Origin of the sequence: Bradyrhizobium sp. WU425 (assembly GCF_021052305.1) — a bacterium.
Taxonomy (GTDB): Bacteria; Pseudomonadota; Alphaproteobacteria; order Rhizobiales; family Xanthobacteraceae; genus Bradyrhizobium; species Bradyrhizobium canariense_D.
On sequence record NZ_CP088089.1, the window covers coordinates 4,691,253 to 4,710,854 of the forward strand.

General features: G+C 62.5%; 17 protein-coding genes and 1 pseudogene. 7 read left to right on the forward strand and 11 right to left on the reverse strand.

Going from position 1 to position 19,602, the window contains the following annotated elements:
* Window positions 1-28: 28 nt before the first annotated feature.
* Complete coding sequence (locus BcanWU425_RS22845; RefSeq protein WP_157642966.1) at window positions 29-496, reverse strand: hypothetical protein; 468 nt, start codon at window positions 494-496, stop codon at window positions 29-31.
* Between BcanWU425_RS22845 and BcanWU425_RS22850 the strand changes: the two genes are divergently transcribed.
* On the forward strand, window positions 495-2,408 hold the full coding sequence (locus BcanWU425_RS22850; protein WP_051112997.1) for an autotransporter family protein: 1,914 nt from the start codon (window positions 495-497) through the stop codon (window positions 2,406-2,408). The two genes, BcanWU425_RS22845 and BcanWU425_RS22850, sit on opposite strands and share 2 nt — an antisense overlap.
* Before the next feature lie 19 nt (window positions 2,409-2,427).
* Here BcanWU425_RS22850 and BcanWU425_RS22855 read toward each other — a convergent pair whose 3' ends face one another.
* Window positions 2,428-4,035 carry a multicopper oxidase family protein gene (locus BcanWU425_RS22855; RefSeq protein WP_231188572.1) on the reverse strand — a complete coding sequence of 536 codons (1,608 nt, stop codon included), beginning with the start codon at window positions 4,033-4,035 and terminating at the stop codon, window positions 2,428-2,430.
* 232 nt (window positions 4,036-4,267) lie between these two features.
* Between BcanWU425_RS22855 and BcanWU425_RS22860 the strand changes: the two genes are divergently transcribed.
* The 3 genes from BcanWU425_RS22860 to BcanWU425_RS22870 are packed head-to-tail and all read left to right on the forward strand — an operon-like array spanning window position 4,268 to window position 8,186.
* Entirely contained in the window at window positions 4,268-7,039 is a 2,772-nt protein-coding gene (locus BcanWU425_RS22860) for a xanthine dehydrogenase family protein molybdopterin-binding subunit (protein ID WP_204511034.1), read from the forward strand.
* Window positions 7,036-7,560 carry a (2Fe-2S)-binding protein gene (locus BcanWU425_RS22865; RefSeq protein ID WP_204511033.1) on the forward strand — a complete coding sequence of 175 codons (525 nt, stop codon included), beginning with the start codon at window positions 7,036-7,038 and terminating at the stop codon, window positions 7,558-7,560. The genes BcanWU425_RS22860 and BcanWU425_RS22865 overlap by 4 nt, the downstream gene beginning before the upstream one ends.
* An 8-nt stretch (window positions 7,561-7,568) precedes the next feature.
* Window positions 7,569-8,186, forward strand: a complete 618-nt coding sequence (locus tag BcanWU425_RS22870; protein ID WP_018456341.1) for a hypothetical protein — start codon at window positions 7,569-7,571, stop codon at window positions 8,184-8,186.
* 117 nt (window positions 8,187-8,303) lie between these two features.
* On the opposite strand, the gene BcanWU425_RS22875 is transcribed toward BcanWU425_RS22870, so the two are convergent.
* From BcanWU425_RS22875 to BcanWU425_RS22885, 3 genes are all read right to left on the reverse strand, one after another.
* A complete protein-coding gene (locus BcanWU425_RS22875) occupies window positions 8,304-10,130 on the reverse strand; it encodes an autotransporter domain-containing protein (RefSeq protein ID WP_204511032.1) in 1,827 nt (608 codons plus the stop codon).
* Window positions 10,127-11,041, reverse strand: coding sequence for a hypothetical protein (locus tag BcanWU425_RS22880; protein ID WP_204511031.1), 915 nt, complete (start codon window positions 11,039-11,041; stop codon window positions 10,127-10,129). Before BcanWU425_RS22880 ends, BcanWU425_RS22875 begins: the two co-directional genes overlap by 4 nt.
* Before the next feature lie 539 nt (window positions 11,042-11,580).
* Window positions 11,581-11,763 (reverse strand): hypothetical protein, encoded by a 183-nt coding sequence (locus BcanWU425_RS22885; protein ID WP_204511030.1) that lies wholly within the window; start codon window positions 11,761-11,763, stop codon window positions 11,581-11,583.
* 424 nt (window positions 11,764-12,187) lie between these two features.
* On the opposite strand from BcanWU425_RS22885, the gene BcanWU425_RS22890 reads away from it, so the two are divergent.
* Window positions 12,188-12,985: a helix-turn-helix transcriptional regulator gene (locus BcanWU425_RS22890; RefSeq protein ID WP_204511029.1), complete on the forward strand. Its 798-nt coding sequence runs from the start codon at window positions 12,188-12,190 to the stop codon at window positions 12,983-12,985.
* A 1,223-nt stretch (window positions 12,986-14,208) separates the two neighbouring features.
* Window positions 14,209-14,832, forward strand: a complete 624-nt coding sequence (locus BcanWU425_RS22900; RefSeq protein ID WP_204511028.1) for a class I SAM-dependent methyltransferase — start codon at window positions 14,209-14,211, stop codon at window positions 14,830-14,832.
* 104 nt (window positions 14,833-14,936) lie between these two features.
* Here BcanWU425_RS22900 and BcanWU425_RS22905 read toward each other — a convergent pair whose 3' ends face one another.
* The 6 genes from BcanWU425_RS22905 to BcanWU425_RS22925 all read right to left on the reverse strand — a co-directional run bounded on the left by BcanWU425_RS22905 (window position 14,937) and on the right by BcanWU425_RS22925 (window position 18,171).
* On the reverse strand, window positions 14,937-15,350 hold the full coding sequence (locus BcanWU425_RS22905; RefSeq protein ID WP_204511027.1) for an MAPEG family protein: 414 nt from the start codon (window positions 15,348-15,350) through the stop codon (window positions 14,937-14,939).
* A gap of 45 nt (window positions 15,351-15,395) precedes the next feature.
* Window positions 15,396-15,881 (reverse strand): SRPBCC family protein, encoded by a 486-nt coding sequence (locus BcanWU425_RS22910; RefSeq protein WP_204511026.1) that lies wholly within the window; start codon window positions 15,879-15,881, stop codon window positions 15,396-15,398.
* Window positions 15,878-16,195 (reverse strand): ArsR/SmtB family transcription factor, encoded by a 318-nt coding sequence (locus BcanWU425_RS22915; RefSeq protein ID WP_018456332.1) that lies wholly within the window; start codon window positions 16,193-16,195, stop codon window positions 15,878-15,880. Before BcanWU425_RS22915 ends, BcanWU425_RS22910 begins: the two co-directional genes overlap by 4 nt.
* Window positions 16,196-16,408: 213 nt before the next feature.
* Complete coding sequence (locus tag BcanWU425_RS37435) at window positions 16,409-16,531, reverse strand: hypothetical protein (protein ID WP_018456331.1); 123 nt, start codon at window positions 16,529-16,531, stop codon at window positions 16,409-16,411.
* Window positions 16,532-16,541: 10 nt separating this feature from the next.
* Entirely contained in the window at window positions 16,542-17,525 is a 984-nt protein-coding gene (locus tag BcanWU425_RS22920; RefSeq protein WP_026233144.1) for an alpha/beta hydrolase family protein, read from the reverse strand.
* Between the two features lie 31 nt (window positions 17,526-17,556).
* Window positions 17,557-18,171 (reverse strand): hypothetical protein, encoded by a 615-nt coding sequence (locus tag BcanWU425_RS22925; RefSeq protein ID WP_231188579.1) that lies wholly within the window; start codon window positions 18,169-18,171, stop codon window positions 17,557-17,559.
* 612 nt (window positions 18,172-18,783) lie between these two features.
* Between BcanWU425_RS22925 and BcanWU425_RS22930 the strand changes: the two are divergent.
* A pseudogene (locus BcanWU425_RS22930) lies at window positions 18,784-19,499 on the forward strand (DUF418 domain-containing protein).
* The last annotated feature ends 103 nt before the right edge of the window (window positions 19,500-19,602 follow it).

A 19,602-nucleotide genomic window follows, 5' to 3' on the forward strand; every position in this document is an offset into this window, starting at 1 on the left:
TAGGCGGCGGTGGCGCTGCCAACAGGATCTATTTCAACAATTCTAGCACGGCCGGGAACGCGCAAATCAACGCCTTCAGCGGCAGCCCCGCTGTGGTGTTCAAGGACACCAGCTCAGCCGGCACTGCAAGGATCTTGGTGAACAGCACCGCCACGTTCAGCAACGCGAGCAGCGCCGGCAGCGCCGCATTCAACGGCAGTGGCGTTCTGCAATTCTTCAATAACAGCACAGCCAGCAGCGCCGATGTCACCCTGCAATTGGTCCAGTTTTTCGATACGAGCAGTGGCGGCAATGCCACTCTGAGGACTTTTGCGGGCAGTGTCGTTGATTTCTCGACCCTAACATCCGCGGGGACGACTGCCGGCTCGATCAGTGGCACGGGCACGTTCAACTTTGGCACAAAAACGATCACGGTTGGCGGCAACAACCAGTCGACCACAGTTGCTGGTACGATCCAAGGAATCGGCGGTGCGCTGGTCAAGACCGGCACCGGCATGCTGACGCTGTCGGGCACCAACACCTACGCTGGCGGCACCACGATTTCCGCTGGAACCTTGCAGATCGGCAACGGCGGCACCACAGGCTCGGTCCTCGGCAACATCACCAACAACGCGGCGCTAATTTTCAACCGCTCGGATGCGGTCACCTTTGGCAGCGCCATCGGCGGCAGCGGATTGGTCTCCAAGCAGGGCACCGGCACGCTGACACTGTCGGGCACCAACACCTACACCGGCGGCACGACTGTCAACGCAGGCGAGCTTGTGGTGAACGGCTCGATCGCATCGTCGGTGCTGACCGCCGTCAGCAGCGGCGCCACGCTGTCGGGCGTCGGCACCGTCGGCAATACGGTTATCAACACCGGCGGCACCCTGGCGGCGGGCAACGGCGCCGCAGGCACGTCGCTGAACGTAACCGGCAGTCTCGCCCTTCAGTCCGGCGCCATCTACATGGTGCAGATCAATCCGACGACTTCGAGCTTCATCGGCGTGACGGGTTCGGCCACGCTCGGCGGCGCCACGGTGAACGCGACCTACGCCAATGGCAGCTACGTCGCCACGCAGTACACGATCCTCACAGCAGGCAGCGTCAGCGGCACGTTCGGAGCGGTGGTCGACACCAACCTGCCCACGAACTTCCATACGACGCTGAGCTATGATCCCACCCACGCCTATCTGAACCTGGTCCTGAACTTCGTCCCGCCAGGCGGCAGTTTGACTGGCAACCAGAACGGGGTCGGCAATGCCATCGTCGGCTACTTCAACACCAATGGCGGCATTCCGCTGGTCTATAGCGGGCTGACACCGGCCGGCCTGACCCAGGCCTCGGGCGAGACCGCGACGGGGTCGCAGCAGACCACTTTCAACGCCATGACCCAGTTCATGAGCATCATGACCGATCCGTTCACGCCCGGACGCGGCGACGGCGTCCATGCGCCGGCCTATGCCGAGGATAATGTTGCCGCCAACGCCTACGCCTCGTCAGGCAAGCCGCGCAGCAAGAACGAGCGCGACGCTTATGCCGCGATCTACAGCAAGGCGCCGCTGCGGAGCAATTACGATCCGCGCTGGAGCGTGTGGGCGGCCGGCTTCGGCGGCGCGCAAACCACCGATGGCAACCTCGCGGCAGGCTCCAACACCAGCACCAGCCGCATCTTCGGCATGGCGGCCGGTGCCGACTATATCCTTTCACCCAACACCGTCGCAGGCTTTGCGCTCGCCGGTGGCGGCAGCAGTTTCAACGTCGTCAATGGCGGCAGCGGTCGCTCCGACCTGTTCCAGGCCGGCGCCTTCGTGCGCCACACGCTCGGCGCGGCCTACGTCTCGGGCGCGCTGGCCTATGGCTGGCAGGATGTCACCACTGACCGCACCGTGACGATTGCCGGCGTCGATCACCTGCGCGCGCAGTTCAATGCGAACGCCTGGTCGGGACGCCTCGAAGGCGGCTACCGCTTCGTGACGCCGTGGATCGGCGGCGTCGGCCTCACGCCCTATGCGGCCGGGCAGTTCACCACCTTCGACCTGCCGGCCTACGCCGAGTCCGTCGTCTCCGGCACCAACACCTTTGCGCTGGCCTACGGCTCGAAGAGCGTCACCGACACCCGAAGCGAACTCGGCGTCCGCGCCGACAGATCCTGGGCGATGCCGAACGCGATCCTCTCGCTGCGAGGCCGTGCGGCCTGGGCGCACGACTTCAACCCGGACCACGCCATCAACTCCACCTTCCAGGCGCTGCCCGGCGCCAGCTTCACCGTCAACGGCGCAAGGCAGGCCAGCGAGTCCGCGCTGACGACGGCGTCCCTCGAAATGAAATGGATGAACGGCTGGTCTGCGGCAGGCACCTTCGAGGGCGAGTTCTCCGAGGTCACGCGCTCCTACGCCGGCAAGGGCGTGGTCAGATACGCCTGGTGAGAGGCGTCCTCCCAGAAGCTTACGGCTTGTAGACCTCGACCGTCTGCATCATGCCCATCTCCTCGTGGTTCATCATGTGGCAGTGGAGCATGTAGACACCGGTGAAATCGATAAAGCGCGAGCGGAACACGACCACGCCGCCCTTGCGCTCCACGATCACGGAATCCCGCCATTCCGGCACCGCCAGCGCCTTGCCGTTGGCCGAGATCACCTGGAACGGGTTGGTGTGGATGTGGAAGACGTGGTCGTCATGCTCATGCGTATTGACGATGGTCCACTCCTCGACCGCGCCCAGCTTGACCCGCTGATCGATGCGGCCGGGGTCGAACTTCTTGCCGTCGACGAAGAACTCGAATTCCTGCCAATGGCCGGCGGCATCGGCCTCCGGCGCGGTGGCCGACAGCACCACCTTGCGGCGGTTGGTGATCTCGGAGTCCTTGATGGTCGCGAGCGGCGCTGGTGGCAGGGCGCGCGGCAGCTGCATGTCCATCGGCGCGCCTGACACCACGACCCGCGCCAGAGGCCCCACCGGCGAAGGATGCCCCTGGTCGTAGGGCGCCGCGTTGAAGGCGTAGGTGCCGGGGCTGCCTGCTTTCACCAGAATGTCGGCGCGCTGCCCCGGCGCGATCAGGACCTGCTTGAGCGGCTGCATGGCACCGAGCTGGATGCCGTCATAGGCGATCGCATGCAGATCGTGCTTTTCGAGGTCGAGCAGCATGTCGTCCTGATAGGCGGCGTTGAGGATGCGCCAACGCTGCACCTCGCCGGGCCGCATCTCGATCATTGGCCGGCGCTGGCCGTTGATGGCGAGAAAGCGCGTCGCAGTCTCGGGAAACAGCGTCTCGAAATTTTCGACCATGCCGTTGGCATCGTAGACCACCTGGGTCAGCACCATGAGGCGTTCGCGGGCTGTCGCGATCTCGGGGACGTCGGCGAAATCGCCCTCGATGACGACGGCGCCGACCATGCCGGAGGACATCTGGATGTCGGCGCTGCCGTGGTGATGCGGGTGATACCAGTAGGTGCCCCTGGTGTGGTCGGCCGGCAGGGTGATTTCGATGTTGTAGCTGCGGCCCGGCGCCATTGAGCGCATGACGTTGTCGGAAATCCCGCTCGGGCTGGTATGCGCGCCGTGGAAGTGGAAATTGGTGTTGTTGAACTGGTGCGGATGGCTGATGTCGGCCGGCAATCCATCGCGGTTCGGTGGCAAATCGTTGATCATCTTGATGCGCAGGGTTTCGCCGGGCTTCATGCGCAAGGTCGGGCCGGGGCTGCCGCCGTCATAGGATCTGACATAGAGCCGGACGCCGCCGATCTGGCGATAGGCGTAGCCGACCCGCAACGTCGTGCTCAGCACGCCATTGACGGACCGCCGCACCTCGGGCTCGACCAGCGCCTGGTCCATGGCAGGAACGGGCGTTTCAGCGACCATCCCCATGGTCGGCGACATGTCCGCGGTGTGGGACATGCCAGCATGGTCGTGCACGGCGTGCTGGGCGTTCGCGGCACCTGCGAACAGCGACAACGCGCCGGCTTTGAGACCGCAATCGAGCAACTGGCGGCGCGACAATGTCATAGTCCCTGTCACGCTGGTGACTGAAGCTGCACCGTTCGAATCGTGCTGCATTTGCATTTCGCCCCCTGTTGCCTGACGGTCTTCCGTTCGATTCGATTTTAAAGCAAGCTCGAAACCGCAATTCGAGCCGTAAGCGTATCACATTCATTGGTTGTAAACCTCCTCGCCCGTTCTATCGTCAATGAATCGTAACGGATTCGGCGCTCGCGCGGGTCCGTGGCCTGCGTACATCGAATGCTGCCAGCATCCCGATGTTCTCGAAACTCTGTCCAAGGATCTGATCATGACGCCTTCGCGACGTGAGTTCGTGAAGTGGTTATCGGCGGGAGGCATCTCGGTCAGCCTGTCACATCTGGCGTCCGCGGCGGGCGTTCCCTTCGCAGCGCACGAAACGCTGCCTGGACGCGGCAAGTTCAATCCCGCGACAACGGGCGCCGGCCGTGTCGACGGCGTCGCCAAGGTCACCGGTGCGAAGCTTTACGCGTCCGACTTCCGCGCCAACGACCTGCCGGGCTGGCCGCAAGCCACCTCGCACGCCATCCTGGTCCGCGCCAATGACGCCACGCATGTCTATACCGGGCTGGACCTCGGCCGCCTCGGCGGCGCGCTCAAGCCGTCGGTGGTAGTGACAGCCGCCGATCTCGATCGGATCGGGACGCAGGTGCCGGAATTCTATGCGGGCGACCTGTTCTGTCCGATCGGCAAGACGCCGCTTTATCTCGGGCAGCCGGTCGCGCTTTTGATCTTCGAAAAGTTCGATGCCTTCGACCAGGCGCGTCTCGCGCTCCGCGACGGCACGTTCGTCCAATTCGGCGAGGAGACCGGGCCTGTCGTGGTGCCCGATTACGGGGCCTTCCGCTTCACCCGCGTGGCAGGTCCCTCGCCTGACCAACCGGACGTCTATTCGCCGCTCCAGGCCGGCTGGGTCTCGCCCAAGAAGGTGCAGAGCGCGGCGCTGCCGGTGTGGTCGCCGCTCGCGAAGGACACGCCGGCGGATTACGCCAAGGCGGCGAAATATGGCGAGCAGATCCGCGCCGAGCTTGCAGCGGATGACCCATCCATGCTGGTGCTCGACCGCGAGTTCGAGACGCAATCGGTCGACCCGATGTTCCTGGAGCCGGAATGCGGGCTCGCCTGGTACGACGGCAAGGGCGGCAATCTCGAACTGCTGCTCGGCGTCCAGTCGCCCTACGAAGCGGCGGAGTCGATCGCGCATCTCTTCGGCAAGGCCCGCGCGCCCTACAAGCCGGCACACATCAACGCGCAGTTCGCCCATGTCGGCGGCGGCTTTGGTGGCCGCGATCACACGCCTTTCATTCTGTATGTGGCGCTCGCGGCGGTCTGCTTTCCCGGCAAGCCGGTGCGGCTGGCGCATGACCGTTACCAGCAGTTTCAGGCCGGCATCAAACGCCACGCGATCAAGATGCGCTCGCGCATCGGCATCGATCGCGCGACCGGCAAGATCAAGGGGTTCGCTGCCGATCACGTGCTCGACGGCGGCGGGCTCGCCCATTTCTCGGCCAGCGTCGCCGTCGTCGCAGCCACCGGCGCGATCGGCATCTACGACATTCCGAAGGTCGACGTCAGGACCGTCGCGGTGCACTCGCGCGGCGTGAGCGCAGGCTCGATGCGGGGCTACGGCATCCTGCAAGCCATGACGGCGCTGGAGGTCCTGATCGACGAAGCCGCCTCCGAGCTCAAGCGCGACCCGATCGAATTCCGGCGGCGTAACGCGCTGCCGCAGAACGGTCGGACCATGACGGGCAATCCCTACATCGTCTCGGTGCGCACGCCCGAAATCCTCGACAAGCTCGAGAAGCACCCGATCTGGCAGCAGCGGGCACAGTTCAAGCAGACCTCGTCGGATCGGCTGGTCGGCACCGGCGTTGCCTGCGTGACGAAAGACTATGGCTCCGGTGCGGACGGCTCGCTCGGACGCGTTGAGCTCGCCCCCGACGGCAGGATCGTCATCTATTGCGATCACGTCGAGATGGGCAACGGCATCGGGACGGCGCTGGCCAACCGGGTCGCCGGCCATCTCGGCGCCATCGCCGACGAGGTCTCGGTCGCTCGCGTCGACAGCTATGACATGCTCGGGCTGGTCACATCAGGCGATCCCTCCACCATGGACCAGAAGACCCAGGACGCCGCGGAGAAAAATCCGCGCTGGGTGCCCGCGATCAGCTCGCCGACGAGCTCCTCGATCGGCGCGCATGTCGGCACGCATTCGGCCGCGGAAGCCGCCCGCGTGATTTTCCGCTTCGGCCTGTGGCCCGCGGCGCTTGAGCTGTGGCGCGTCGCAAAGACCGATCGGCGCGCGGGGCAATGGGACGCCGCAAGCTGGCAGAACGGCCAGCTCACCATGCCCGGCCTCGAACCGCTGGCGCTGCCGGTACTGGCCGCAACAGCTCACGCGCGCGGCTTCGTCACCGGTGCGGTTGCGCACAGCTTCTCGCGCTGGGCGTGGTCGCGGGCACGCTTCCCGGTGTCCGGCGAGCAATACCGCGCCGAGATCGATGCGCTGGCGATCCGCAAAGGCAACGGCAAGTTCGAGCGGATCAACCGCACCAGCGTCAAGTTTCCGCCGACCGACAACAACCGGATTGGCACCGCCTACACCTCGATGTGCGGCACGGTCGTCCGCGTCGAGATCGAGCGCGCAACCGGGAGCTTGCGCATCGCCAAGGCCTACAGTGTGTTCGAATGCGGCACCGCGCTCGTGCCCGAGGTCGTGATGGGCCAGGCCGAGGGCGGCTTCGCCATGGGCGTCGGCTACGCGCTGCTCGAAACCCTCCCACCGTTCGAGGGCGGCCCCGGCAACGGCGAATGGAATCTCGGGCGCTATCTGGTCGCACGCGGCTCCGACCTGCCGCTCCGCGATCTCGAGATCGAGATGCTGAAGCCGCTAGTACCAGACGAAGCGCCGAAGGGCATGGCGGAGGTCGTGATGATCCCGATCGTGCCGGCGCTGATCAACGCCATCCACGACGCCACCGGCCATCGCTTCCGTGCGCTGCCGGTCACCGCAAGCCTGTTGAAGGGAGTGCTCGCGTGACGACCCTCAGCCTCACCATCAACGGCCAGAAGCACGGCCCGATGGACGTCCGCGACGATCTCTCGATGAACGATTTTCTGCGCGAGATGCTGGGAATGACCGGCACCAAGTTCGGCTGCGGCGCCGCGCAATGCCTGAGCTGCGCCGTCATCATCGATGCGCCCGACGGCACCAGCACCACCAGCCCGACCTGCGTCGCGCCGGCCGTGAATTTCGACGGCAAGTCGATCCGCACCGTCGAGGGGCACGCGCGGGACGGCGAGCTCTCGACCCTGCAAAAGGCCTTCATCGAGCATTTCGCCTTTCAGTGCGGCTATTGCACCGCCGGCTTCCTCAATGAGGGCCAGGTCCTGCTGGAGCGCCTGTCGCGGACACCGGTCGCGCGCGAGGCGCTGGAGCAGACCATCGCGGGTGCGCTCGACGGTCATCTCTGTCGCTGCACCGGCTACGTCAAATATCACGAGGCGGTGCGCGACGTGATCCTCGCCGACTCGAAGCGCTACCTCATGGCCACCAAGTGACGCGCATCATGATCTCCGACGTGCGGTTCAAGATGATTGCCGTGGTCGCCGCCCTCGCCGGCAGTTTCGGTGCAGGCTACGCGGCGTCGGAGACGGCAGGTCACGCCCTCGCCTCGCCCGAGAGCTTTGCCTCGATCGGCGACACAGAGAAGCGCTCGGCCGCAATCTTCACCGAGCTCGGCAAGGTGCTGACGCATCCGCGTTGCACCAATTGCCATCCGGCCGGCGACAGGCCGCACCAGGGCGACAATGCCCGCCTGCATCAGCCGCCGGTGACGCGCGGCGCTGACGGCCACGGGCTCGAGGCGATGCGCTGCAACACCTGCCACCAGAAGGCCAATTTCGAGCCCGGCCGCATACCCGGCCATCCCGAATGGCATCTCGCCCCGCGCGAGATGGCCTGGGAGGGCAAGACCGTCGGCGAGATCTGCGAGCAGATCAGGGATCCCGCGCGCAATGGCGGGCGCAAGGTGGAAGACCTGATCGACCATATCGGCAAGGACACCCTCGTCGGCTGGGCCTGGAAGCCCGGCTTCGGCCGCTCGCCCGTGCCGGGCACGCAACAGCAGGCCGGCGCGCTGGTCGAGGCCTGGGTGAAGACCGGAGCGGCCTGCCCGGCGCCGTGACGTCGAAGCGGTCCGTCCCGCGAACGGAGTTCAGTCGAACTTGTAGTTCACGCCGAGCGTCATCAAGTCATGGCACTGCTTGATCGTTTCCAACGGCACCGCTGCCACCCGAGGGGTTCACCACGCATATCGCACCACGCCCTTGCCGGCGTAGCTGCGCGTCACGCTGGAGAACTCGCCTTCGAATGTCGCGGCGGTCGACCAGCCGTTCATCCATCTGGTTTCGGCGGATGCCGTGACCAGCGCGGAGTCGAAAGCCTGCGCCGCGCCGTTGACGAAGAAGCTGGCGCCCGGCAGCGTCTGGAACGTCGCACCGATGCCGCGGTCGGGATTGAAATCATGCGCCCAGGCCACGCGGCCGCGCAGCGTCAGCATCGCGCTCTGCATGGCAAAGGATTTGTCGGCGCGGACGCCGAGTTCGCTGCGCGCGTCGGTCACGCTCTTCGCATTATAAGCGAGTGCAAAGGTGTTGGCGCCCGAGACGACACCTTCCGCATAGGCCGGCAGGTCGAAGGTGGTGAACTGGCCTGCGGCGTACGGCGTGAAGCCAATCCCGCCGATCACGGGCGCGACGAAGCGATAACCGCCCTCGGCGCGACCCGAATAGGCATTGGCATTGAACTGTGCGCGCAGGCGATCGATGCCGGCGATGGTGACGGTGCGATCGGTGGTGACGTCCTGCCAGCCATAGGCGAGCGCGCCGGACAGATAAGCCGCGCCGAGCGTGTGGCGCACGAAGGCGCCGGCCTGGAACAGGTCGGAGCGTCCGCCGCCACCGTTGACGACGCTGAAATTGGTGCCGCCGCCGGCAAGTGCAAAGCCGACCAGCGTGTCGCGCGAGATGCGATAGTCGGCGCCGACAGCGGTGCCATAGAGGCTGCTGCTGGTGTTGTTCGAGCCGGCGATCGAGTTGCCGTCGGTCTTCTGCGAGCCGCCGAAGCCGGCCGCCCACACGCTCCAGCGCTGCTGGAACGGCACCGCAGCTGGTGCCTTGGTATAGATCGCCGCCAGCGCGTCGTTCGGGCTGCGCTTCCTCGCGGCATAGGCCAGCGCTTGCTCGTCGGCGTAACCGGTTGCGTTGCCGCCGGCGGTTGCACCGTCACCGCGCCCGGCGATGAACGGATCGGTCATCACCCCCATGAACTGGTTCATCGCATTGAAGGTGGACTGCTGCGACCCGGTCGCGGTTTCGCCGGAGACCTGCGTCAGGGCGTTGGCGAGACCGGAGCCGGTCAGAGCGAACAGCGCGTTGAAGCCCGCCGGCATGTTGGCGCCGGCCAGGAGCGCATTGTCGATTCCGGCCGCGACGTTCTTCTGGTTGATATTGGCGTTGGCGGGCAGGTTGGGCGACAGCAGGCCGGGATCGACCGTCAGTAATACCTCGTTGCCGACATAACTCACCCGCGCATTGCGGGCGAAACTGTTGCCGGCGAGAACGCCTGCCGTGTCGAAGGCGCCGTTGACGGTGCCCGCGATCATGATGGTGTAGGTGGTGGTTGCGCTGATGCGCGCCAGCGGATCGACCGTGACCTTGCCCGCAAGGTTGGCGGTGCCGGTCACAACCGTCATGTCGCTCGATGCGCCCGATATCTGCACCAGATAGGTCGATGCCGCCGTCAATGTCAGGCTGCCGCTGACCGTCAGCGTGCCGATCGAATTGCCAGGCGCCAGCGTGCCGCCGTTGACGTTGGTGTTGCCGACCGTGCCGATGCCGCCGAGCGTGCCGCCGGCGTTGACGATGACGCCGCTTGCCGAGGTGATATCGCCGTTGACCGCCAGCGTGCCGCCGTTCACGGTGGTCGCGCCGGTGTATGTGTTGATAGCGGACAGCGTCATCGTGCCGGTACCAACCTTGACGAGTGAGGCGCCGGTGCCGCCGACAGCGCCACCGTCGGCAATGACACCGGTGACGTTGGTGGAGAGGTTGTTGCCGCCGACCGTCAATTCGTTCTGACCAAGGCTGAAGAGCCCGGCGCCATTGATCGAGCCGGCGCTGAGCTTGTGATCATTGTTGGGCCCTGTCGAGTCGCTGAAATCCGTAACGCTCGAAGCGCCGTTGGTGATGGCGGCGTTGCCGCCCGTCGCGAAGTTAGCGAATTCCAGGCTGCCGTTGTTGATGATGGTGGCGCTGCCGCCTGTGCTGGTGTCAGCGAATTGCAGCCCGTTGTTGTTGATGATGGTGGCGCTGCCGGCGGTGCTGGCGTCCAGGAAGTCGAACCGCCACCGTTGGTAATGGCGGCGCTGCCGGCCGTGCTGCTGTTAGCGAAACTGATGGTGCTGCTGAAGCTGTTGGTGATGGTGGCGCTGCCGGCCGTGCTGCTGTCGTTGAAACCGATCGTGATGCCGTTTGCAGTGTTAGTGATGGTGGCGCCGCCCGCCGAGCTGCTGCCGTTGAAAGCGATGGAGCTCCGGAAGCCGCTGTTGGTGATCGTAGCGCTGCCGCCCTGAACGCTAATGCCGGCACCGCTGAAAGTGAGAGTTTGAAGGAAGTTGTGGTTGTCGAGAACATAGTTCGAGGCGCCTGGACTGAAGGTCCAACCGCCGACCGTGGTGTCGGCCGAGAGCGTCAGCGCGGTCGTGTTCGAGCTGCCAAACAATGCGGTGCCGACTGGCACCGTCGCCGGGGCCCAGTTTGCGGCGGTGTTGTAGTCGGCAGTGCCAGGGTTGGCCAGCCAGGTCGCATCCTGTCCCAACGCCGGGACCGCGATCCCGACCAATCCGGTTGATGCCAAAGCCAGCAGCGCGGCCCGTCCGTTCGAAAACCGTCCAAAGCCCGACATTGCCCCACCTGACATCTTGTTGTGAATGCTGCTGCTGTTTTGCAGCCGCGTCGTCGAACCGAGCTTGACCTTCATGACGTAACTCCAGAAACGCTCTTGTTTGCCGTGTCGACGACCGGGAATGTCTCGCGACCGGAGCACGAAACAGAAAAGCGTTGCATGGCTGGATCCTTGAAAACGGCAAACAATCGTCACGGCGCGACGATTGCGAGGCGGGGTGGTATATCGGCAACGTGTTCTGCACGCGCTTAAGTTCTGCGGAGGCCCGCTCAACTATGTCGTTACGCAGAGAGAATCCGTCTTCCCAGTCACCGCGCCGAATATCGCGTCACACGAGGGGTCTGAGAACTACCTAGAAAGGTGGTTCGCTGCGATTTATGAGCGCCGGCGCATCGACTCCGCGGATCGGTTTGCAATCCAGGAGCGCCGTCAATCGCACGACAGGCATATCGGCTCAGGTTGGGAATGCGCGCCCTCGTTGCTCGAAACATGTCCGCAGATGATCCAGGCGGCGGCGTGCACGATGAGGAATGCGGCGGCGACTGCCAGCAGCCAGCCCGTTTCATTGTGGGCATGGGATCGGGCCGCCAATCTTGTTTGCGTCACTCTGCTCGTCACCATTCTTGTTCTCCGGACGTTTTTTGGGCTTCGTTTCCGAGCAAATGCTCACATTGGCGTATGACGCGGCTTGCCAGGCGGCGCCGCGACGCATGCAGTGCCGAGATGATGAAAGCGACGATGCCGTGCTCTTCTGACTCGACGAGCCGATCAGAAACCCGGCAGGCTGGCCGGATCATGAGATTTCCATGCCAATCAACTTCCGAGAGCGACGGAAACGCGTGCAAAAGCGGCTTGATCAGGGAACGCTAACGCCCGGGGCGGATCGACACCCTTGCCGGTGGCTGCTGCGCAAAGGCTGAGAGTGTAATCAGCACCGCGGATGACAGGGCGAGGAAAAAACCGCGCCGCCATCGCCTCTCCGTCCGGCCTTCGCCAGGCCTTGGAGGCCGGCGCGCGCCCGTCGTCGTACGCATCGTCGATCTCCCAATGTCGTTACGCTGAGAGAATCTGTATTCCCGGTAACCGTGCCGATATCGCGCCATTTGGTGCATCTGAGAACTACCTGGAAAGGTGGTTCGCTGTACTTTATGTATGCTCGCGCAGGTCGAAGGCCTCTGGGGTCGCCTCTGAGCTCGGCGACCGGCACAATCTGGAAATGACATGCATCTCTCCACGGATCCCATCGATCCGCTAAATCAAGACGTCTATGCGCTCTGGGATCAGCTGGCCGACTTCTCGGTCGCCGACAGTGACGCCGCGCTGACCCACCTGCTGTCCGCACTGCGCACCATGTTGTCGGCACGCAATGTGCTGTGGGGCGTGGTCGTGCGATTGCCTTCGCCGAAGCGGACCGATCCCCTGCTCGGCTGGCGTCCGCGTCTCGTCAGGGTGCTGGACCCGATACCGGCGGTGGCGGCATCCGTGCAGAAGCAGTACGATACGCTCTGGTCCGACGACGTCGACCTGTCCCAGATCTTGTCAATGTCGGGCGACGAGCCGTTCCGCGTCCGCCTGCTGTTCGAAACGCTGCCGCCGGAATGGTTCAAGGGGAAGCACTATCGGCGCCACTATCTGGACGTCGGCTTCGCCGACAGCATCTCCGTGCGCATTGCGCTCAATGACGATTTGAGGATTCGCCTGTTCGTATTTCGTGATGCGCAGCAACCCCGCTTTACGGCACAGGACGGCCAGCGTCTGGGCTTCGTGATGCGCGCCTTGAGATGGTTTCACCGTCAACAATTGCTCAGCCACGGACTGCTCATCGCCAACGCGCCCCTCACACCCGCTGAACGCCGCGTGTTGCTCGGACTGCTCGCCGGGGACACGGAAAGGCAGATCGCGCAGAAGCTCGAGCAAAGTCCGAACACCACGCATTTCCACGTCAAGTCGATCTACGCCAAGTTCGCCGTGCGCAGTCGCCAGTCCCTCGCCGCGCTGTGGCTCGGCAGGCTGCGATAACGGCTGAAGCCGCAGGGCTGCCCTGGATGCCCTTCCCCTTCTGGCTCGTCTCGGACCTCGCTGAGATGCAGGAAGACGAATACGACAGCGATCGTTGGTCACGTTGGCGCTCGTAGACTTGCCGAGGACAGCCAATTCTCGATTCGATGCGCACTTTCGGTTAGTCCCGCTGCGCGGATCATGGCTTCCCGAAGGGGGCCATGGGGCAGCCTGTTTGCATCGCCCTCGAGGCGGTTGGCCTCGAGCATAAGCCTATTCTGCAACGACAATTTGGGTTGTACGGCTTTGGTGCGCATGGTGCTCTCCGGGTAGGAGGCGGGAGCGCGATACTCTCAGTCACCGATAGATGCCGATGGCGGGGCGGTGATCGGCTGAGTCTACGCCCTATATGTGGGTTAAGCCACTGATGCCTTGGACAAGCTGAGCGATTGCGACAAAGAAAGGCAGGACGGGGCTAAAATCAAACCGGGCCACTGAGGTGGGAAACAGGCCAGCGCCCTATCGAGGCCGAAATAGGCCGCTCTGAGTTTCGAAATTCCCCCTAAACGAAAACGCCACCAAGCCCAATAATGCTCAGTGGCGCCACGTTGGAACTGGAAACCGCAATCCTCCAGTAGACATTGGTCGGGACCGCCGGCGTTTAGGTTCAACGCGGCCTCACTGTTGCTCGGGTTTGCAATGGAAAGCGGCCTTCTTGGCAGGCGCAGCTTCGATTAATTCAGTTATGCCAACGAGCGTAATTCGGTCGGTGATACGCGATGCTATGTACTTGTACCGCGCAATGCGCTGGTCGATCTCGTCACATTTCTCACACATAGCTCACCGCGATTGTCAAAGGCGGGAGCGTGCAGGACTCTCTGTCACCGATAAAAGCCAAGGACCGGGCGGCGATCACGAGACTCTAAACCAGATACTCAGTTCCAGATACAGGAACGAATTTGGGCCACTTCTAAATCAATTTGGGCCGGTAGCGTGGGAAACCGGCTCAACGAGGCAATCTTAGAAGTGATCGCCAGCTCGGAATTTGCAGGTCATGGTCCGCCTTGGGTCACCTGACGAGATCGCCGTCCGGGTCTAGAATGCAGACCTCCGGACATCCTGCCGTGGCAGGCCGCGCTGTCGCCGCGCTTCACGCCGGAGCGCCGAGGGCGAGAACACTGAAGGGATGGAGTAATGCTTGCGGTCGAGTATTGGCGGGGTCAGCATGGAAGGGATCGGGTTTCATGACGATTTCAGGCCGGGCGGCCCATTGGGAGAACGTATACGAGAGCAAGGGCGAACGCGAGTTAAGCTGGTTCCAGGAGAGCCCGTCGCCTTCGCTCGAATTGATCGCACTGGCCGCCGCAGAGCTTACCTCACCGATTGCTGACATCGGCGGTGGGGCGGCTCGGCTCGTCGATGCGCTGCTGGCGGCTGGATATGCAGATCTGACCGTCCTTGATCTGTCCGACGCGGCGCTCGCGGCCTCGCGTGCACGGCTCGGTGCCGCTGGCGACGCCGTGCATTGGATCGTCGCCGATGTGACGACGTGGCAGCCAGCGCGCCATTATGACATCTGGCACGACCGTGCAGCGTTCCATTTTCTCACCGCGCCGGAAGAACAAGCGGCTTATGTCGCGTGCGTCCGAAGAACCGTAAAAATTGGCGGTCATGTCATCATCGGCACATTCGCAATCGATGGTCCGGAGAAATGCAGCGGCTTGCCCGTGACACGTCACACCGCTGACAGCATCACCGCACTGCTCGGCGCCGGCTTCACATTGACGGATCATCGGCGTCATAAGCACGCGACGCCGTGGCAATCGGTACAGAATTTCCAGTTCAGCAGCTTCATCAGATCATGCTGAATTTCACGCTGCAGCCCACGTCTGCAGGGCCACAACTTGCGAATTGCACAGATCGCTCGCTTCGGGCCAAAAGCCGCTGTCGTCAGGCGGCCAGCGTTGATACCCTAGTGGATGGCTGCCAGGGCGGTTACGACAATGAGGATGACCGTTACGAGGGCACCTGAAACATAGAGAATGGTTCTGACGCTGCCGCCTTTGGCCGCGTTACCGCCGCGCAAATAGACCGCAACGTGGATCAGACGAATTGCGACATAGACCCATACAAGCGTTGCAAGCGTGACGGGTCTTACCCCTGCCAACGTAGCCAGGACTGTCGGGACGACAAAAGGCGGCAGCGCCTCCACTGCGTTCATGTGGACGCGATCGATCCGGTACAGCAGGTTATCGTCATCCAACGGCAAGACAGGTCCGGAGAGTGCCCCGGCCCTGCCTTTGGAGAATCCTGAATAGACCGCCAGCAAAATTGACAGGAGGCAAAGGGCAAGCACCCCGACAATGCTAAGCCAGTAGGCTGTCATAAGGACCTCCGCAAATGCGATCACGTCGCATAGGTTACGCGGATATCAAGCCTCGCGGGCTATCCGCTCGGCGAACCGTTTCAGGTAGAGCGGCCAACCCTGATCGCCTTCAACGCCTTCGCTCACGCCTTCCCAACCTTGGCCATGACGTTCGAGGTGACGGTGCTCAAGTTCCAATCGAGTCCGGCTTGGCGTCTCGGCAATGAACCGCACCTCCCATTCACTGGTCTTGTCTGGATCGGTTTCGATTTGCCAGCGCGGGCTGATGTCCCAGCTTAGAAGCACGCGATTCGGCGGCTCAAAAGCCAACACACGCGCCCAGCGGCATTCGCTGCCGTCGACACCTCGATCATAGATGTGACCGCCGACCCGGGGCTCGAACACGGTCTCTGCGATGGGCACGGAGAGCAGATTGTGCTCGCGTGGTTTGAAGCTGCCGAAGTCTTCCGTAAAGACCTTAAACGCGCGCTCGATAGGCGCCTCAACCACGATCGATTGTTTGATGGGTGCCGCCGATACACGGATGCTCATTTCTGGTCCTCCACTGATTTTTCTACGGCCACTTTGTACGCAGCCAGTGTGCTGCTCCAGAACCGGTCAAGCCAGGCGCGCATCTGGCTGAGCCCCGCTGGATCGATGTGATAAATGTTGCTGGCTCCCTTCGGCTCGGCACGAACCAAATGAGATTCGCGCAGCACCTTCAGATGCTGAGAGACGGCTGACTGGGAGACAGTCAGTTCACGGGTGAGTTCAACGACAGTGCGCGGCCGCGCGCCCAGCAATGCGAATATTCGTCTGCGGGTCGAATCGCCCAGAGCGGCCAGTTGCACGCTGTCTTTAGCCATGCTTCGCCGAAGGGTTGCCGTTACGGTAGCGGATCTATCATTAGCCATAACTAATGATAAGCATAAACTAATGATCTCGTCAAAACGTGCTGATATTGGGCCAGACGTCAGCTTGGGCTCACTTGCCGACCTCGCCGCGGTCGCACGTCAGGCCTGCGTTACCCTCTCGGCAGACATCCGAGATCTCTGAGTAACCGTTCTGGGCCCGCCTCATCAGCTTGAGCGATGCCGCCAATCGCAGGCTGCGCTTCCCAGCGAGTGCGATGCCTTCGAGCTCGCCGCGAGATAGTAGAAGAACGCATCGCCGCCCAGGATGCGGCCGTCCATCGCGCTCATAGATCGGCTGCTAACGGCTCTCGCCCTGGCGAACGAGAGTCTCTCGAAAGAAATTGATGATGCTGGCGTTGAACTCGCGATGGAATGCCGTCCTGTCGAAACCCGGCGGGTCAGTACAGAAGCGAGGAAGCTTCTCCGCGAACTCTGCCGTGCATGGCGACAGGAAAGCAAAATGACCGGCAGGCACCACGCGCACTTCCTTTTTGCCGGGCAGCGACTGAGCAACGAGCGCTGAGTTTTTCGGGTCTACGCCTGCGCCGCCAAACTCTGATCGCCAGATCAGCAGCGGGATTGTGATGTCTGCCAAGCGGTCAGCGGGAAAGGCAAAGTTAATTGCCGTATCGGCGAGCACTGCGGCTCGGATACGAGGTTCGTGAGGCAAGCTGCTTGGTATGTCGCCGCTACGGAGTTGCTCGCATGCCCGCGTTCGGTTCGCGTCCGAGCAGTAGAGCGCAAATCTCCGGAGATCGGGATTGCCGCCCGCCAACACCAATCCGGTATAGGCGCCGAGCGAAAACCCAAAGAAGCCGATCCTGGAGGAATCAATCGCAGCCCGGTCTTTCCAGTCATTCAAGATGAAATCAAGCAATCGGATAATGCTGGCGGGCCGGGTTGCCAGAATGGAAAGGCTGTCTCGTTGCGAGGAATCGTTTCCATTGTCACCCGGAAGGTTGATCGAGGCGACGACAAATCCAGCGTTTGCCAGGGCCTGCACCGTGTCATCGTGTTGTCCGAACCAACCGCCGCGTCCGTGCGAGACGATCACGAGTGGCAAGTTCGTTCCTGTGACGGGACAGTCCTTCGTACCTTCAATCGATTCAATGAATTGGACAGTGAGTTTGCCGAGGGGCACTCGTTGCGCCGCTGCTGCGCAAGGGTACCATATAGCGCCAGCCAGATTTGGATCGGTATCCAGAAGCTGAACACCGGCAGCTTGCACAGGCGACATCAAGCAGCCGAGTACGGCAGCACAGATCCAATACAGTTTGGCCATCAGTGCCCCCATTCGCCAGCGAACTCTCGGATCAAACTTGGCCGAACTGTGCCGCATTGACTGCCGCTACCAGCCTCGCGCAGCTTGCACGTCGGTCCGCCTCCCGCTGAGCCGCAAGCAAGCAAGATGAAAAGACCAATAAAACGCAGGGAAACGCGCCCATCGCAGCCCCGAACAACATGTGCGCAGCGTAGGTAGAGCTTGCCAAAAGGCAAGCTTCGGCTCTGTGACGTTGTTCACAATTATAATCTGGCTGGTCGTCCGAACGTCTGCAACGGGTTACAAGCCGACATCGCCGCGAGTCGCAGGGCCAGATACTGGCAAACAGCTTGCGCTGCGCAAGATTAACGTAAGAATCGGGCCAATCGACCTCTCTCTTAGATTCCGGAAGAGATTGCCTCCGGTCGGCATACTCGAAGTACAGCGTCCCGTGGACACCTTGCGCATCGCGCTTCAAAATGGGGCGCCCCCATACGGGCGACAATATTCGCAAAGCCTGCTCTTCCCCAGCGCGTTCGGTAAAGTCCTCAATCAACTCCATGTCTTGGCCCGGGCCGGGAAAGATAGCAGCGAACTCATCATCGGTCGCTTGAAACAAGCTGAACGTCGCGTTGACCGCGCGATCTATAATCTGAATGTTCTTCAAGCTCTCCTCCCGGAATAGACGACCATAGGCTCTCTAGTACCGATGCACCGAAGTCCGCTGCAGGCCGGCCAATACCAGAACTGAACTGGCCCAATCTCCTCCCCCAACCTATAGTGCTCGCGCATGGTCGCCATAAGCTGTGAGAGCCGCTCCGGCCCTGTGAACCCAAGGCAGCGCATCGAAACTATCGATGTGCTTCGCGGCCTGGCGTTGCTCGGCGTCCTTGCTATTAACGTCGTCACTGAATTCCGCGTCTCAATCTTCGAGCAGTTCTTACCCGCCGGGCGACCGGCACCTCCGTTTGACCGCGCGGTCGAGACAGTCTTGATGCTCGCGGTCGATATGAAGGCATTTGCCCTGTTCTCACTGTTATTCGGAGTTGGACTTGCCATTCAATATGAGCACCTCTCGACGAACCCGCATCGCGCGCTTCTGTTGTTTCGCCGTCTGATCGCCTTGCTGACGTTTGGACTGATTCACCTTTTCCTGATCTGGAATGGTGACATTCTTACCGAATATGCGATCGCAGGGTTAGTCGTCCTACCATTCCTGTTTGGCCCCCGCTGGCTGCTTTCATGCGGCGCGGCGACATTCCTGGCGCTGTATTTGGCCATGCAGGTGTGGTCCCCTCCTGGATTGTTTCCCAGCTTGGCTTCGTTGCAAGGCCATGTGCTTGAAGCCAATCAGGTCTATGCAGGGGGCAGCTTCGGGCAGGTGCTGGCGTTCCGGGTCAGCGAAATCCCCGTGATCGTTCCTCTCCACATCTACGTATTCCCGCGGACGATAGGGCTATTTTTGATTGGTGCCCTCGTCTGGCGCAGCAATGCCTTGAGGAAGCGAGATCGTCCACTCCTGTTCTTGACAGCAATCAGCTGTACTGGGCTAGGCGCAGTCTTGATCCTCCTAAGAGTAAGCGGCGTCGTAGCGGGCGTCGGTCTCGGCGCACTGGCCACTCCCACCGGCACGATCCTGCTGGCTTTCGGCTACGGTGCAATGATCATCGCCGTCGCCGATCTGGCGAACGGCAAGCGATTGCTGGGCTGGGCTGCGCCGCTAGGGCGCATGGCATTCACGAATTACCTCGCTCAGTCCATGATCTTTGGCTGGATTTTCTACGGATACGGCCTCGGGCTATTTGGGCAGCTCGGGGCGGCGAAGCACTGGCTATCGGGCTTTTCGTCTACGTCTGCCAGGTATTTCTCAGCGGTTGGTGGTTAGACCGGTACAGGTACGGCCCGGTCGAATGGTTATGGCGGACACTGATGTACGGCATACTGCAGCCGATGTCTCATGATCGTCTGACCAGCTCGAGCAAGCGCCCAGCCTAGGTCTGCCAGGGGTCAAAGGCTGCCCTCTTCAGCCAGCATAACCTTGGTCGGGTCACTTGCACGAAGCGGACATCGCCGCGCTCTGGGCTGAGGTCAGCCACGG